The sequence below is a fragment of the Roseomonas nitratireducens genome, from assembly GCF_017813355.1.
Taxonomy (GTDB): Bacteria; Pseudomonadota; Alphaproteobacteria; order Acetobacterales; family Acetobacteraceae; genus Neoroseomonas; species Neoroseomonas nitratireducens.
Genome location: NZ_JAGIYZ010000017.1, coordinates 24,071 through 38,537 on the forward strand (window position 1 = coordinate 24,071; position 14,467 = coordinate 38,537).

General features: G+C 71.8%; 13 protein-coding genes. 5 read left to right on the plus strand and 8 right to left on the minus strand.

All coding sequences use genetic code 11. The features are described from left to right. Positions 1-11: 11 nt before the first annotated feature. On the plus strand, positions 12-1,520 hold the full coding sequence (locus J5Y09_RS16820; protein ID WP_209352978.1) for an amidohydrolase family protein: 1,509 nt from the start codon (positions 12-14) through the stop codon (positions 1,518-1,520). Between the two features lie 10 nt (positions 1,521-1,530). Beyond that, complete coding sequence (locus tag J5Y09_RS16825; RefSeq protein ID WP_209352979.1) at positions 1,531-2,220, plus strand: cyclase family protein; 690 nt, start codon at positions 1,531-1,533, stop codon at positions 2,218-2,220. A gap of 3 nt (positions 2,221-2,223) precedes the next feature. Here J5Y09_RS16825 and J5Y09_RS16830 read toward each other — a convergent pair whose 3' ends face one another. Further along, complete coding sequence (locus J5Y09_RS16830) at positions 2,224-3,126, minus strand: NAD(P)-dependent oxidoreductase (RefSeq protein WP_209352980.1); 903 nt, start codon at positions 3,124-3,126, stop codon at positions 2,224-2,226. Positions 3,127-3,226: 100 nt separating this feature from the next. Here J5Y09_RS16830 and J5Y09_RS16835 point away from each other — a divergent pair, with 100 nt between their 5' ends. After that, on the plus strand, positions 3,227-4,420 hold the full coding sequence (locus J5Y09_RS16835) for an MFS transporter (protein WP_209352981.1): 1,194 nt from the start codon (positions 3,227-3,229) through the stop codon (positions 4,418-4,420). On the opposite strand, the gene J5Y09_RS16840 is transcribed toward J5Y09_RS16835, so the two are convergent. Next, positions 4,421-5,212: an enoyl-CoA hydratase-related protein gene (locus J5Y09_RS16840; RefSeq protein WP_209352982.1), complete on the minus strand. Its 792-nt coding sequence runs from the start codon at positions 5,210-5,212 to the stop codon at positions 4,421-4,423. It lies immediately after the preceding gene. An 82-nt stretch (positions 5,213-5,294) separates the two neighbouring features. Between J5Y09_RS16840 and J5Y09_RS16845 the strand changes: the two genes are divergently transcribed. Beyond that, entirely contained in the window at positions 5,295-6,275 is a 981-nt protein-coding gene (locus tag J5Y09_RS16845; RefSeq protein WP_209352983.1) for a Gfo/Idh/MocA family oxidoreductase, read from the plus strand. Here J5Y09_RS16845 and pobA read toward each other — a convergent pair. Next, positions 6,263-7,438 carry a 4-hydroxybenzoate 3-monooxygenase gene (gene pobA, locus J5Y09_RS16850; protein WP_209352984.1) on the minus strand — a complete coding sequence of 392 codons (1,176 nt, stop codon included), beginning with the start codon at positions 7,436-7,438 and terminating at the stop codon, positions 6,263-6,265. The genes J5Y09_RS16845 and pobA overlap by 13 nt on opposite strands. A gap of 119 nt (positions 7,439-7,557) precedes the next feature. Here pobA and J5Y09_RS16855 point away from each other — a divergent pair, with 119 nt between their 5' ends. Beyond that, positions 7,558-9,102 (plus strand): ABC transporter substrate-binding protein, encoded by a 1,545-nt coding sequence (locus J5Y09_RS16855; protein WP_209352985.1) that lies wholly within the window; start codon positions 7,558-7,560, stop codon positions 9,100-9,102. 3 nt (positions 9,103-9,105) lie between these two features. Here the strand turns inward: J5Y09_RS16855 and J5Y09_RS16860 are convergent, their stop codons facing one another. From J5Y09_RS16860 to J5Y09_RS16880, 5 genes are read right to left on the minus strand one after another with little or no spacing between them, the layout of a single operon-like run. Further along, positions 9,106-10,059: an ABC transporter ATP-binding protein gene (locus tag J5Y09_RS16860; RefSeq protein ID WP_209352986.1), complete on the minus strand. Its 954-nt coding sequence runs from the start codon at positions 10,057-10,059 to the stop codon at positions 9,106-9,108. Further along, positions 10,056-11,033, minus strand: a complete 978-nt coding sequence (locus J5Y09_RS16865) for an ABC transporter ATP-binding protein (RefSeq protein ID WP_209352987.1) — start codon at positions 11,031-11,033, stop codon at positions 10,056-10,058. The genes J5Y09_RS16860 and J5Y09_RS16865 overlap by 4 nt, the downstream gene beginning before the upstream one ends. Further along, entirely contained in the window at positions 11,030-11,896 is an 867-nt protein-coding gene (locus J5Y09_RS16870) for an ABC transporter permease (RefSeq protein WP_209352988.1), read from the minus strand. The genes J5Y09_RS16865 and J5Y09_RS16870 overlap by 4 nt, the downstream gene beginning before the upstream one ends. After that, positions 11,893-12,810, minus strand: a complete 918-nt coding sequence (locus J5Y09_RS16875; RefSeq protein WP_209352989.1) for an ABC transporter permease — start codon at positions 12,808-12,810, stop codon at positions 11,893-11,895. Before J5Y09_RS16875 ends, J5Y09_RS16870 begins: the two co-directional genes overlap by 4 nt. A gap of 47 nt (positions 12,811-12,857) precedes the next feature. Then, positions 12,858-14,465, minus strand: a complete 1,608-nt coding sequence (locus J5Y09_RS16880) for a gamma-glutamyltransferase family protein (RefSeq protein ID WP_209352990.1) — start codon at positions 14,463-14,465, stop codon at positions 12,858-12,860. Between the last annotated feature and the right edge of the window lie 2 nt (positions 14,466-14,467).

The following is a 14,467-nucleotide window of genomic DNA, read 5'->3' on the forward strand; positions in this document are numbered from 1 at the left end:
GAGACCCCGACATGGCCGAGACCGAAGCCGGCACCATCCTGATCCGCGGCGGGCTGCTCGCCGACCCGGCGCTCCGGCGCGCCGCCCCCGCCGACATCCTGGTCCGCGACGGCGTGATCCTCGAGGTCGGCGCGAACCTCGCGGCACCCGCCGATGCGCGTATCGTCGACGCCACGGGCTGCCTGCTCCACCCCGGCCTGATCAACGCGCACACCCACGGCCATGGCGGCCTGGCGCGCGGCCAGGGCGACAAGTGGACGCTGGAGCTGTTGCTCGCCGCGGCCCCCTGGATCGGCGGCAACCGGGCGCTCGCCGACAAGAAGCTGACGACGCAGATCGTCGCGGCCGAGATGGTGCTGAAGGGCTGCACCGCCGCCTACGACCTGTACTACGAATTCCCGATGCCGACGGCCGAGGGCCTCGATGCGGTGGCCGAGGCCTATCACGGCATCGGCATGCGCGCCGTCATCGCCCCCATGGTCGCCGACCGCACGGTGTATGAGGCGATCCCCGGCCTGCACGACGCCCTGCCCGCCGAGTTGCAGGCGCGGGTCGACAAGCTCCGCCTGCCCGCCTGGGAACGCACGCTCGATGCGATGCAGGGCGTCCTCAAGAACTGGCGCTGGGCGGGCAAGGACATCCGCGCGGCGGTGGCACCCACCATCCCGCACCATTGCTCGGACGCCTTCCTCTGCGGCTGCCGGGACCTCGCGCGCGACTACAAGGTCGGCCTGCACAGCCATGTCGGCGAGAGCAAGGTGCAGGCGCTGGTCGGCATCAAGCGCTACGGCAAGACGCTGATCGCGCATATGGACAACCTCGGCCTTGTCGGGCCGGACTTCACCGCGGCGCATGCGATTTGGCTCGACGACGACGACCTGAAGCTGATGCGCGACAAGGGCGCGTCGATGGCGCACAACCCGGGCAGCAACATGCGGCTGGGCAACGGCATGTTCCGCTTCCGCCGCGCGCGGGACATCGGCGTCAATGTCGGCCTCGGCACCGACGGCGCGAACTGTTCCGACAACCAGAACATGTACGAGGCGATGCGCTACGCCTCCATGCTGTCCAAGGTCCAGACTCCCGACCCGCGCCATTGGGCGACGGCGGACGAGGTCTACCAGGCCGCGACCCAGGGCTCCGCCCGCGCCCTGGGCTTCGAGGACATCGGCGCGATCGCGCCGGGCAAGAAGGCGGACATCGTCTTCCTCGACCTCGCCTCGGTGAACTGGATCCCGCACAACTGGTCGGTCAACCAGGTGGTCCATTCGGAGGACGGCACCGGCGTGCGCCACGTGATGATCGGCGGGCGCTTCGTGGTGCAGGACAGGCGGCTGCTGACGCTCGACCTCGCCAAGCTCGCCATCGAGGCCGAGGCGGCGCGGGAGCGGCTGGAAGCGCTCAACGCCGACTGGAAGGACCTTTACGAGAAGCTCGAACCCGTCGTCTCCTCCTTCTGCCCGGCCTTCGCGGCGCAGCCCTATCACCTGCGCCAGTACCTGTGCGACGCGCCGCAATGAGGAGACGCCCATGGAATTCGTCGACCTGAGCCGCGAGATCTTCCATCGCACCCAGACCCATCCCAGCCACCCGCCGGTGGTCATGACGGTCTGGAACGACCACAGCGAGAAGAAGCACGCCGGCAACACCGTCTTCAGCTCGAAGGCGATGTCGATCTCCTTCTCCGACCATGCCGGCACGCATGTGGACGCGCCGGTGCATTTCGACCCCCGGCCCGACGCGCTGTCGGTCGACCAGGTGCCGCTGGAGAACTTCTATACCAGCGCCTTCTGCATCGACCTCTCCCACGTGCCGCTCAAGACCGCCGCGACGCTCGAGGAAGTGCAGGCCGCCGTCGCGAAGTCCGGCCAGACGATCCAGAAGGGCGACACCGTCCTGGTGTGGATGGCGACGAATGAGCGGTTGCTCGGCAAGCCGGGCTACCTGCACGACTTCCCGGGGCTGTCGCTGCCGGCGATCCACTGGCTCGCCGACCAGGGCATCGGCATGTTCGGCGTCGAGGCGATCAGTCCCGCGCCGGAAGGCGAGCCCAACTTCCAGGCGCACATGGCCTGCGCCGAGCGTGGCATCACCCACATGGAATGCCTCGCCAACCTGCAGGCGCTGGTCGGCCGCGGCCGCTTCCGCTTCGTCGGCTTCCCGCTGAAGATCCGCGGCGGGACCGCGAGCCCGATCCGCGCCGTCGCGATCTTCGAGTAGCGCTCAGCCGCCCGCGCGGCGGCCCAGGAAGCGGTGGATCTCGGTGTTGTCGACCTTCGGGCCGAGCATCGCCACCGCTTCCGACCACAGGGCGCGGCACAGCGCGAGCGAGGGGGAGTCCGTGCCCGTCTCGGTCGCGATGCTGCCGGCCGTCTCCAGGTCCTTGCGCATCAGGCCCAGTTGGAAGCCGCCCGCGTAGCGGCCGGGGATGATCTCCTGCTTCGCCTTGGTCTCCGTCGCGATGTTGCGGCCGGAGGATGCGTTCATCACATCCGACAGGATGTTCAGGTCGAGGCCGAGCGCCTCCCCCATCCTCAGCGCTTCCGCCGTCGCCAGCAGCCCCGCGGCATAGACGAAGTTGTTGAGCGCCTTCATCGCATGCGCGCTGCCGACGGCGCCGGTGCGGATGATGGCTTCCCCCATGCCGCGCAGCACGGGCTCGGCCTGGGCGAAGGTCGCGTCGTCGCCGCCGCACATGATGGCGAGCGTGCCGGTCTTCGCCTTGGCGACGCTGCCCGAGACCGGCGCGTCCATGATCCGCGCCCCGCGCGCGGCGGCGGCTTCGGCAAGCCGCCGAGTCTCCGCGGGTTCCGAGGAGCCCATGTCGATCACGAGCATCCCCGGCCGCAGCGCGGGCAGCAGCCCGTCCTTGCCTTCCATCACCTCGGCGACGATGCGGCTGGTGGGCAGCATCAGGACGACAACCTCGGCCCCGGCCGCGACGGCCGCCGGCGTCGGCGCCGTGGCGAGCGCGCCCGCCGGCGCGCCTTCGGCCAGCGCGGCCAGCGCCGCGGCGGAACTGTCGCAGGCGAGCACGGCGAAGCCGCGCGCCATCAGGCTGCGCGCCATGGGCAGCCCCATCATCCCCAGCCCGATGAAGCCCACGGGCCCCGCGCGATCGGCCATGTCCGTTCCCTTCCCTTATCTCGCCCGGATGCTTCCCCGGCGGGGCGCCGCTGGCAAGCGGGGCTGGGCAGGCCAGCCGCGCGCTGCGAACATCCCTGTCGTGCCGCCCTGGATCGCCGCCCTGTCCGCCACGCTGCTGATGCAGTCGGTGGCCTCCTTCATGACCCAATGCCTGCCCGTGGTCGCGCCGCTGATCACGGAGGCGGCGGGCCTGGCGCCGGAACGCGTGGGCAACCTCTCCTCCCTCGTCGCGCTCGGCACGGTGCTGTTCCTGCTGCTCGGCGGGCCGTTCCTCGCGCGGCTCGGCCCCGTCCGCACCCTGCAGGCGGGGGCGGCGATCGCGGCTATCGCGCTGCTGATCGCGGGGGCCGGCACGGTCGCGATGCTGGCCCTCGCGGCGCTGCTGCTGGGCATCGGCTACGGCCCGTCCCCGCCCGCGGGCAGCCGTATCCTGGCGGCGACGGCGCCCAAGGGGCATCGCGCGCTGATCTTCTCGGTCAAGCAGGCGGGGGCGCCGCTCGGGGGCGCGCTGGCGGGGCTGGTCGCCGCGCCGGTCGCGAGCGCGGCCGGCTGGCCCATGGCGTTGCTGGTCGGCGTGGCGGCCGGGCTGCTGGCCGCGGCGGCGATCCAGCCGCTGCGCGCGGCACTCGACACGGAACGCGACGCCTCGCGCAGCATCGCGCTGCGCGACGTCCTTTCGCCCCACACCATCGCCGCGCCCTTCGCCGTGCTGCGCTCGCACCCCGCCCTGCCGAGGCTCGTTGCGCTCTCCGTCGCCTTCGCGCTCTGCCAGGGCTGCCTCTTCTCCTTCACCGTCACCTGGCTGGTGGAGGCGCGCGGGCTGACGCTGGTCGAGGCCGGCGGCGTCTTCGCCGTCATGCAGGCGGCCGGCGTCGCGGCGCGGATCATCCTCGGCTGGCTGGCGGACCGGACGGGGAACGCGACGCGGAACCTCGCCCTGCAGGGGCTGGTCGCGGCCGCGATCGTCACGGCCCTCGCCCTGCTGCCGGCCAGCGCCGGCGACGTGGCGGTCACCGCGCTCTGCGCGCTGGCGGGCTTCGTCGCGGCGTCCTGGAACGGCATCTCGCTGTCCGAGGTCGCTCGCCTCGCGCCCGCGGACCGCGTCGGCGACGTCACCTCGGGCACCACGCTGTTCGTCTTCCTCGGCTATGTCGCCGGGCCGTCGTTGTTCTCGCTGCTCGTCACGCTGAGCGGCGGCTACGCGCTGCCGATGCTGCTCGTCGCCGCGCAGCTCGCCGCCGTCGCGGCCTACGTCGCGCTGGCGCGGCGCTGATCAGACGGCCCAGGCCGGCGGGCGCTTCTGCTGGAAGGCGGCGATGCCTTCCCGCGCTTCCTCCCCCGCCGCGCAGCGGGCGAAGGCACGGGCGCCCGCTTCCGCATAGCCTTCGGGCGCCAGCGCGCCGAGGGCCGCGATCAGCCCCTTCGTCTCGGCCAGCGCCATCGGCGCGCCCTGGCGCAGATCGGCCAGGATGGCATCGACCGCGGCCGCCAGCGCCGCCGCATCCGGCACCACCTGGTGCACCAGGCCGATGCGCGCCGCTTCCGCGGCATCGATGACATCGGCGCGCAGCACCATCCGTGTCGCCGCGCTGCGGCCCATGCGGCGCAGCAGCCAGGGCAGGATCTGCGCCGGCACCAGCCCGCGCCGCACCTCCGGCGCGCAGAAGCGCGCATCGGCGGTGGCGATCGCGATGTCGGCGGAACAGACCCAGCCGAGCCCGCCGGCATGCGCGGCGCCCTCGATCGCCGCGATCACCACCTGCGGCAGGGCGGACAGCCGCGCGAAGCGCTGGCCGGTGCGATGGTTGCGGCGCTCGGCCGCGGCCCGCCGTTCCGCCTCGCTCGCCTGCGACCCGACCTCGGACAGGTCGAGCCCCGCGCAGAAATGCCCGCCGGCGCCGGACAGCACGACGACGCGCGACTCCCTGTCCGCCGCCAGCGCGTCCAGCGCGGCATCGAGCGCGTCGCCCATCGCCGCGTTCATGGCGTTGCGCCGCTGCGGGCGGTTCAGCGTCAGGCGCACCACGGGGCCATCGCGCGTCATCAGCACGGGCGTCTCGGTCATCGCGTTCCTCCTCGGTCGGGGCGAAGGATAGACGCGGCGCCCGCATCCGGCGATACGGGCGGGCAGGCAAGGAGAACGCGGCATGGCGGAACGGATCGGCCTCGGCATCGTCGGCTTCGGCATCATGGGGGAAAGGCTCGCGCGCTTCGCGGCGGGCCATGCGCAGGTGCGCCTCGTGGGCGTGTGGGACCCGGCGCCGGACGCCGCCGCGCGCCTCGCCGAAGCCGCGCCGGGCGTGCCGATGCTGGGCAGCGCGGAGGCGGTGATCGCGGCCTGCGACTGCCTCTACGTCGCCTCCCCGCCGGCCTTCCACCTGGCGCATGCGAAGGCGGCCTTCGCGGCGGGCAAGGCGGCCTTCCTGGAAAAGCCGCTGGCCGTCGACACCGCCGAGGCGCGCGCCTTCGTCGCCGCAGCTGAAGCGGCTGGCGCGCGGGGCGCAGTGAACTTCCCCATGGCCTCCTCCCCCGCCGTCGCGCAGCTGAACGCCTGGCGGGCGGAGGGCGCGGTGGGCGCGCCGCGGTCGCTGTCCATCCTGACCGCCTTCGCCGCCTGGCCGCGATCCTGGCAGCGCGGCGCGCATGCCTGGCTCGACCTGCCGGCGCAGGGCGGCTTCACGCGGGAGGTCGTCTCCCACTTCCTGTTCCTGACGCGCCGGCAGCTCGGCCCGCTGGTGCTCGAGGCTGCGCAGGCGCGCTTCGACGCGCCGGGCAGGGCGGAGACGGCCGTCGCCGCGCGGCTGACCGCCGGCGGCGTGCCCGTTTCGCTCGCGGGTGGCGTCGGCATCACCCTCGCCGACGACCACAATGCCTGGACGCTGGAAGGACCCGCCGGCGCGATCCGCCTGCGCGACTGGTCTTTCGCCGAGCGCCGCGCCGCGGACGGCACATGGGCCGCGGCGCCGGACGCGCTGCCGAACGAGCGCATGCGCCCGATGGTCCTGCAACGGCAGCTCGAGGGCGTCGCGGCGATGACGCGCGGGGAACCGCACCACCTCGCCACGCTGCGCGAGGCGCTGGAGGTGCAGGAGGTGGTGGAGGCGATCCTCGCCGCTCAGGCCGCGTAGGGGAGCCCAACATAGTTCTCGGCAAGCGTGGTCCGCCCCGCCGCCGAGCCGGCGAGGTAGTCGAGCTCGGCGAGGCGCACCCGTTCCTCGAAGGCGTCGTCGCCGTCGTAGCGGTGCAGCAGCTGCGTCATCCACCAAGAGAAGCGCTGCACCTTCCACACACGGTCGAGGCAGGTGGCGGAGTAGCTGTCCATCAGCCCTTCCCCCCTTCCCGCGAAGAAAGCCTCCAGCGCGCGCACCAGCACGCGCACATCGGCGATGGCGAGGTTCATGCCCTTGGCCCCCGTGGGGGGCACGATGTGCGCGGCGTCGCCGGCGAGGAACAGCCGCCCGTGTCGCATCGGCTCCGCGACGAAGGAGCGCATCGCGGTCACGCCCCGCTGGAGGATCGGGCCTTCCTGCAATTCCCCCGCCGCCGCGCCGAGCCGTTTGCGCAACGCGTCCCAGATCCGGTCGTCGGACCACAGCGACAGATCCTCATCCGGCGCGCATTGCAGGTAGAGCCGGCTGATGGCCTGGCTACGCATGGTCGCGAGGGCGAAGCCGTCGGCGTGGCGGGCGTAGATCAGCTCCTCCGACATCGGCCGGGACCGGGCGAGGATGCCGAGCCAGGCGAAGGGATAGATCCGGTCGAAGATCGCGAGGTCGGCCGGAGGGATGGCGGCGCGGCAGATGCCGTGGAAGCCGTCGCAGCCGGCGATCACGTCGCAGGCGATCTCCCGCGCCGCGCCGTCCTGAACGAAGGTGATGCGCGGGCGGTTGGTGGCGATGTCGTGCACAGCGACGTCGGCGCAATCGAACAGCAGCGGCAGCCCCGCGGCGAGACGCGCGGCGATCATGTCCTTCACCGCTTCCTGCTGGCCGTAGATCGTCACGACCTTGCCGCCGGTCAGGCCGGAGAGGTCGATCCGCGTCTCCCGCCCCGCGAAGCGCAGGGCGAGGCCGTGATGGACGAGCCCTTCGCGGTGCAGCCGTTCGGCGACGCCCGCTTCCGTCAGCGTTTCGACCGAACCCTGTTCCAGCAGGCCGGCACGGATGCGGCCTTCCACATGCGCGCGCGACTTCGCCTCGATGACGACGGACTCGATCCCGCGCTGCGCCAGCATCTGCGCGAGCAGCAACCCGGCCGGCCCGGCGCCGACGATGCCAACCTGGGTGCGCATGCGGCGGCCCCTCCCTTCATGCATTTGAAGCGCAGGCCGCGGGAGGTGCAAGCGTGCGCGGGCTTGCCGCCTCGCCGTCTCCTTCCCTAGGCTTCCCTCCGCGACAGGGAGAACAGGGCATGACGATGAACCGACGGGACCTCGGCAAGGGCTTCGCGGCGATGGGCGGTCTCGCCCTGCCGGCGCTGATCGGCGGACAGGCGCAGGCGCAGCGTGCGCAGGACACGCTGCGCATCGTCTTCCGAGACGCGGTGCCGAACATCGACCCCTACTACAACAGCCAGCGCACCGGGCTGATCCTCGGTCACCAGTTCATGGACGGGCTGGTCCACCGCAATCCCGAGAATTTCGAGATCGTCCCGGCGCTGGCCACCGCCTGGAACTGGGTGGACACCACGACCCTCGACTTCACGCTGCGCCAGGGCGTGAAGTTCCACGACGGCAGCGACTTCACCGCAGATGACGTGGTCTACACGGTCAACACGGTGTCGAAGCCCGAGGCGCGGGTCGCGACGCCGTCCAACTACGCCTGGATGGATCGCGCGGAGAAGACCGGCACGCATTCGGTGCGCCTGCACCTCAAGCGGCCGACGCCGGCGGCGCTCGAATACCTCGCCCTCGTCACGCCGATCTGGCCGCAGGCCTATCGCGAGCGTGTCGGTGCGGACGGCTTCGCGCGCGCGCCCGTCGGTACCGGGCCCTATCGCGTCACGCGCGTCGATGTCGCCTCCATCGTCGAGTACGAGCGCTTCGACGGCTACTACCAGGGCGGCCCGAAGGGCCGGCCGGCGATCCGGCGCATCACCGCGCGCTTCGTCACGGACGCCGCGACGGAGTTGACGGAACTGCTCGCCCAGCGCGTCGACTGGATCTGGAACATGAACCCGGACCAGATCGACAACGTGAACCGCCTGCCCTTCCTGCAGGCGCTGCAGCAGGAATCGATGCGCATCGGCTATCTCTCGCTCGATGCCGCGGGGCGCAGCGGCGCCGGCAACCCGATGACGAACCTGAAGGTGCGCCAGGCGGTGTGGCACGCGATCGACCGCCAGGCGCTGGCGGACCGGCTGGTGCGCGGCGGATCCCGCGTGCCGATCGCGCCCTGCTACCCGTCCCAGTTCGGCTGCAACGCCGATGCCGCGGTGCGCTACGACTTCAACCCGGCCAAGGCGCGCCAGTTGCTCGCCGAGGCCGGCTTCCCGAACGGCTTCGAAATCGAGCTGACCTCCTACGTCCAGCCGCGGCAATGGTCCGAGGCGGTGCAATCCTACCTCCAGGCCGTCGGCATCCGCGCGCGGCTGAACCTGATGCAGGTCGCGGCCCAGATCCAGCGCGCCTGGCGCGGGGAACTGGCGATGTCGATGGGCTCCTGGGGCTCCTACTCGGTCAACGACGTCTCCGCGCTGCTGCCGAACTTCTTCGATGGCGGCAATGACGACTACGCCCGCGATCCGGAACTGCAGCGCATGCTCGTGGAAGGCGGATCGACCGCCGATGCCGAGGCGCGCAAGCGCGCCTACGACGCCGCGATCCGGCGCATCACCGAACAGGCCTACTGGGTGCCGCTGCACACCTACGTCAACACCTACGCCTTCCAGCGCCAGCTGGAATTCAAGGCCTTCCCGGACGAGCTGCCGCGATTCTACCTGGCGAAGTGGAAATAGCCTTCAGGCCAAATGGCATTCCACGAGGCCCGCGGCATCGCTCGCGGGCCTCGGCGTTTCCGTCGAACACTTCGCCACCGCGACCGGGCAGCGCGGATGGAAGCGGCAGCCCGGCGGGATGTTTGCCGGGTCCGGCATGATGTCGCCAAGCCCCACATCCGGCACGCCGAGCCCCGGCTCCGGCGTCAGCACCGATGCCAGCAGCGCGCGCGTGTAGGGGTGGCGCGGCGCGGCGAAAAGCCGCTCGCTCTCCGCCCGCTCCACGATCCGGCCGAGATACATCACGGCCACCTCGCTCGCGATGTGCTCGACCACCGCGAGGTTGTGGCTGATGAAAAGATAGGTGAGGCCGAGGTCGCGCCGGAGTTCCGCCAACAGGTTCAGGATCTGCGCCTGCACGCTCACATCGAGCGCGCTGGTCGGCTCGTCGCACACCACGATGCGCGGACGCAGCACCAGCGCGCGGGCGATCGCGACCCGCTGCCGCTGTCCGCCCGACAATTGCGCCGGGAAGCGCCCGCCCTGGTCGGGCGAGAGGCCGACGCGCTCCAGCGCTTCCGCCACGCGGCGCGCGATCTCGGCGGTGCCGATCGTGCCCTGCGCGATCAGCGGCATGGCAACGATGTCGCGCACGCGCCGCTTCGGGTTCAGCGAGGCGAAAGGGTCCTGGAACACCGGCTGGATCAGCCGCGCACGCGCACGCCGGTCCATCCCGCCAAGCCGCTGGCCATCGACCAGCACGTCGCCGGCGGTGGGTTCCAGCAGGCCGAGGATCAGGCGCGCCAGCGTCGACTTGCCGCAGCCGCTTTCGCCGACCACGCCCAGCACGCTGCCCGCGGGGACGGAGAAGGAGACGTCATCGACCGCGATGACGCGCTTCGGCGCCGCGAATATGCCCTGGCGGACGCGGAATTCGCGCCGCAGGCCGCGGACCTCGATGGCCGCCGCGCCGCTCATGCCGCGGTCCGCCCGTGCCAGCCCGGGGCCAGCGTGCAGAGCAGCTCGTGATCCGTGCCGGCCTGCTGGCGCGGCAGCGTGCCCTCGCAGGCCGCGCTCGCCTGGGCGCAGCGGTCGCGGAAGCCGCAACCCGCGAAGCCCGGCCGGATGCGTGGCACGACGCCCGGGATGCTGCCGAGCGGTTCATCCCGCTTCACCTTGCCCGGCACCGGCACGCAGGACAGCAGGCCGCGGGTGTAGGGATGCTCCGGTGCCGCGAACAGCGTCGCGGTCGGCGCGCTCTCCACCACCTCTCCCGCATACATGACCGAGACGCGATCGGCGACGCGCGCGACGATGCCGAGGTCATGGGTGATGAGCAGGATCCCCAGGCCGAGATCCTTCTGCAGCGTCGCGAGCAGTCGCAGGATCTGCGCCTGCACCGTGACGTCGAGCGCCGTCGTCGGCTCGTCCGCGATCAGCAGTTCCGGGTCGCACATCAGCGCCATGGCGATCATGACGCGCTGGCGCAGCCCGCCCGACAATTGGTGCGGATACTGGCCGAGCCGCAGCCCCGGCGCGGTGATCCCGACGCGCGCGAGCAGTTCGGCGGCGCGATCGACCGCCTGCGCGCGCGGCGTGCCGCGATGGCGGCGCAGCACCTCGGTCATCTGCGAGCCCACGGTGTAGGCGGGGTTCAGGCTCGTCATCGGCTCCTGGAAGATCATCGCCATGCGATCGCCGCGCAGGCGGGACATCTCCCGTTCGCCGAAGCCGCCGATCTCCTCCCCCGCGAAGCGCAGCGCCGACGTTTCCCGCTTCGCGCCACGCGGCAGCAGGCCCATCACCGACAGCGCGGTAATCGATTTGCCGCAGCCGCTCTCGCCCACCAGGCAATGCGTCTCGCCCTTGTTGACCGCAAGCGAGGCGCCGCGCACCGCGGCCGTGCTGCCGATCGTCACGCGCAGGTCGCGCACCTCGAGCAGCGCGCTCATCGGGACAGGTCCGTGCCCATCATGTCGCGCAACGCGTCGCCCAGCAGGTTCACGCCGAGCACCAGGACGAACAGCGCCAGCCCCGGGATGACGATGACCCAGGGGGAGAAGAACATGTAGTCCTTCGCCTCGCTGATCATCAGGCCCCAGGAGGGCAGCGGCGCGGGCACGCCGAGGCCGAGGAAGGACAGCGCGGCTTCCAGCAGGATGGCGAGCGCCATCTCCAGCGTCGCGACGACCGCGAGATGCGTCGCAATGTTGGGCAGCACCTCCCGCGTCAGCACCCACCAGCGGGAGACGCCCGCACACCACGCCGCCGCGACGTAGTCGAGGTTGCGGATCTGCATGGTGGTCGACCGCGCGACAACCGCGAAGCGGTCCCACAGCAGCAGCCCCAGCACCAGCACCACCAGCATCAGGGAGGACCCGCGCAGCGCGGCGACCGCCAGCGCCACCAGCACGGCCGGGATCGACAGGCGCGTGGTGATCGCGAACATCACCGCGTCATCCACCCGCCCGCCATAGAAGCCGCCCAGCACGCCGAGCGTCGTGCCGATGATGCCGGAGGTGATGACGGTCAGCACCCCGATCAGCATCGAGATGCGCGCGCCATAGATCAGGCGGGACAGGTAGTCGCGTCCCAGCTGGTCCGTCCCCAGAAGGTTCCGCATGCTGCCCCCTTCCATGAAGGAAGGCGGCACCAGGCGGCGCTCCAGGTCGATGGCGAAGGGGTCGTAGGGCACGATCCAGGGCGCGAACAGCGCCAGCACCGCCGCCAGCCCGACGATCGCCGCACCGACCACGAAGCCTGGGTTGCGCAGCAGTGCGGCACCCCGGCCGGCGGGAAGGACTGCGCCGCTCATGACGTGCGCAGCCGCGGGTCGAGCACGGCGTTCAGCAGATCCGCCAGCAGCGTCAGCGCGATGTAGATCAGCGCCAGCACCAGCACCACCGCCTGCACGACGGGGAAGTCGTTCTTGCTGATGCTCTCCCACGCCAGGTAGCCGATGCCGTGCAGCGCGAAGACCGTCTCGATGACGATCGAGCCGCCCAGCATGAAGCCAAGTTGCACCGCCGCGATGGACACGACCGGGATCGCCGCGTTGCGGAAGCCGTGCTTGACCAGGATGGACAGGCGCGAAAGCCCCTTCGCCCGCGCCGTGCGTATGTAGTCGGAGGACAGCGCCTCGATCATCCCCGACCGCGTCAGGCGCGTGAGCGAGGGTATGGCGGAGAAGGCCAGCACCACGCCCGGCATGACGTAGTGCTCCCAGGACCCGGTGCCGGATATCGGCAGCCAGCCCAGATTCAGCCCGAAGGTGATCATCAGCACGAGGCCGAGCCAGAAGGACGGCATCGCCTGCCCGACCAGCGCGACGAGCGACACGGCGCGGTCCACCCAGGTGCCTTCCCGCACCGCGGCAAGGATGCCGAGCGGCAGGGACACCACCAGCGCGATGGCGAGGCCCACCAGCCCCAGCGTGATCGTCACGCCCATCCGGCTCGCGATGAGGTTCGCGACACGATCCCGAAAGAAGAAGCTCTCGCCGAAATCGCCCTGCACGGCGCGGCCGAGCCAGTCGAAATACTGCACGACGAGCGGCCGGTTCAGCCCATAGACCTGCCGGATCGTCTCGACATCCGCGGCCGTCGCGTTCGGGCCAGCGATGGAGATGGCAAGGTCGCCCGACAGGCGCGTGAGCAGGAAGGCGAGCGTCAGCACCGTGAGGGCGACGAGCACCGCGACCGCGAAGCGTCTCAGAACGAACCGAAGCATCCCGCGGGAAGCCTAGGCAGGCGGGGCGCGCCGCGGCAAGCCCCGCCTCACCACGCGCCCGCCCAGCCGTCGCGGCGCGGATCGGATGCCGCCATGCGCACGCCGTTCGGCAGCAGGCGGATCGCCGCCACGCTGCACGCGCCCTCGAGGTCCGCGACCACCTTCACCTCATGCCCGCGCTGGCGCAGCGCGCCGATCGCGGATTCACCCAGGCCGTGCTCGACGGTCAGCACGTCGCCGCCGGCATGCGGGTGGTTGCTCTCCTGCCCGGGCTGGGAGGAAGTCCAGCGCGGTGCCTCCAGCGCCTGCTGCGGGTCCATACCGCACACCGCGCAGGCGACCAGCACCTGGAAGTTCACCTGCACCTGGTTGTCGGCCCCCGGCGTGCCGAAGACGAGCCACGGCTTGCCGTCCTTCATCACCATCGGCGCGTTCATGGTGTGGCGCACGCGCCGGCCCGGGGCGAGCGCGTTGGCGTGCCCTTCTTCGAGATGCCAGTAGGACATGCGGTTGTTGAACAGGATGCCCGTGCGCGCGCCGGTGATGCCGGACCCGAAGGCGGAGTTGATCGACTGGATGGCGGAAACAGCGTTGCCCTCCGCATCCATCACGCAGAAATAGGTCGTGTCGGCCTCGGCCATGGCGCGCACCGGCAGGCGCGCTGCGCGCTCGCCGATCGCGGCGCGATGCGCCGCCGCGCGGGCATCCGACAGCAGCGAGGCCACGTCCGGCGCGTCGCGCCCCGCCTCCGCTTCCCGGTCGAGGAAGGCGCGCTTCTTCGCCTCCACCATCAGGTGCACCAGCGCCTCGCTGCCCCAGCCGAGCGCGGCGAGGTCGTCGCGCTCGACGATCCGCAGCATCTGCAGCAGCGCGAAGCCCATCGACGGCGCCGGCGTCTGCCGCACCTCGAAGCCGCGCCAGGCGATGGCGATGGGCGGAGCCTCCCGCGCCGCGACGGCGGCGAGGTCGCCGGCCGCGACCAGCGTGCCGGCATCGGCGAGGTCGGCAGCTAGGTCGCGCGCCAGCGCGCCCTCGTAGAAGTCGCGCGGACCGGCGGCGGCCAGCCGCTGCAGGGTCGTCGCCAGCGCCGGCTGCGCGACGATGGTCCCCAGCGGCGGCACCGCGCCGCCCGGCAGGTAGATCGCCCGGCTCGCCGCATCGGGGTCGAGCCGCACGCGGTTCTCGCCCACGAAGTGCCGCAGCGCGTGGGTCGCGGCGAAGCCGTCGCGCGCGGCCTCGATCGCCGCGCCGAACAGCGCTCCCCAGGGCCGCGTGCCCTGCGCCGCATGCAGCGCCGCGAGGCCCGCCACCTTGCCCGGTGTCTGGACCGACAGCGCGCCATGGTTCGGGATGCCGCCGGCCGCGCGGTAATGCGCGATGGTCGCCGCCGCGGGCGCCTGCCCGGTGCCGGCATAGGTCTCGGCCCGGCCGGTCTTCGCCGACCAGTGATGGTAGAAGCCGTCGCCGCCGAGGCCGGACATGTGCGGTTCCACCACGCCGAGCGTCAGCGAGACGGCGACCGCCGCATCCGCCGCCGAGCCGCCGGCGCGCAGCACGTCGAGCCCGGCCTGCGTCGCCACGGGATGGTTGCTCGCGACCGCACCGCGGCGACCCATGATCAGCGGGCGATGCGCGCGGATGCCTTCATAGGCCATCG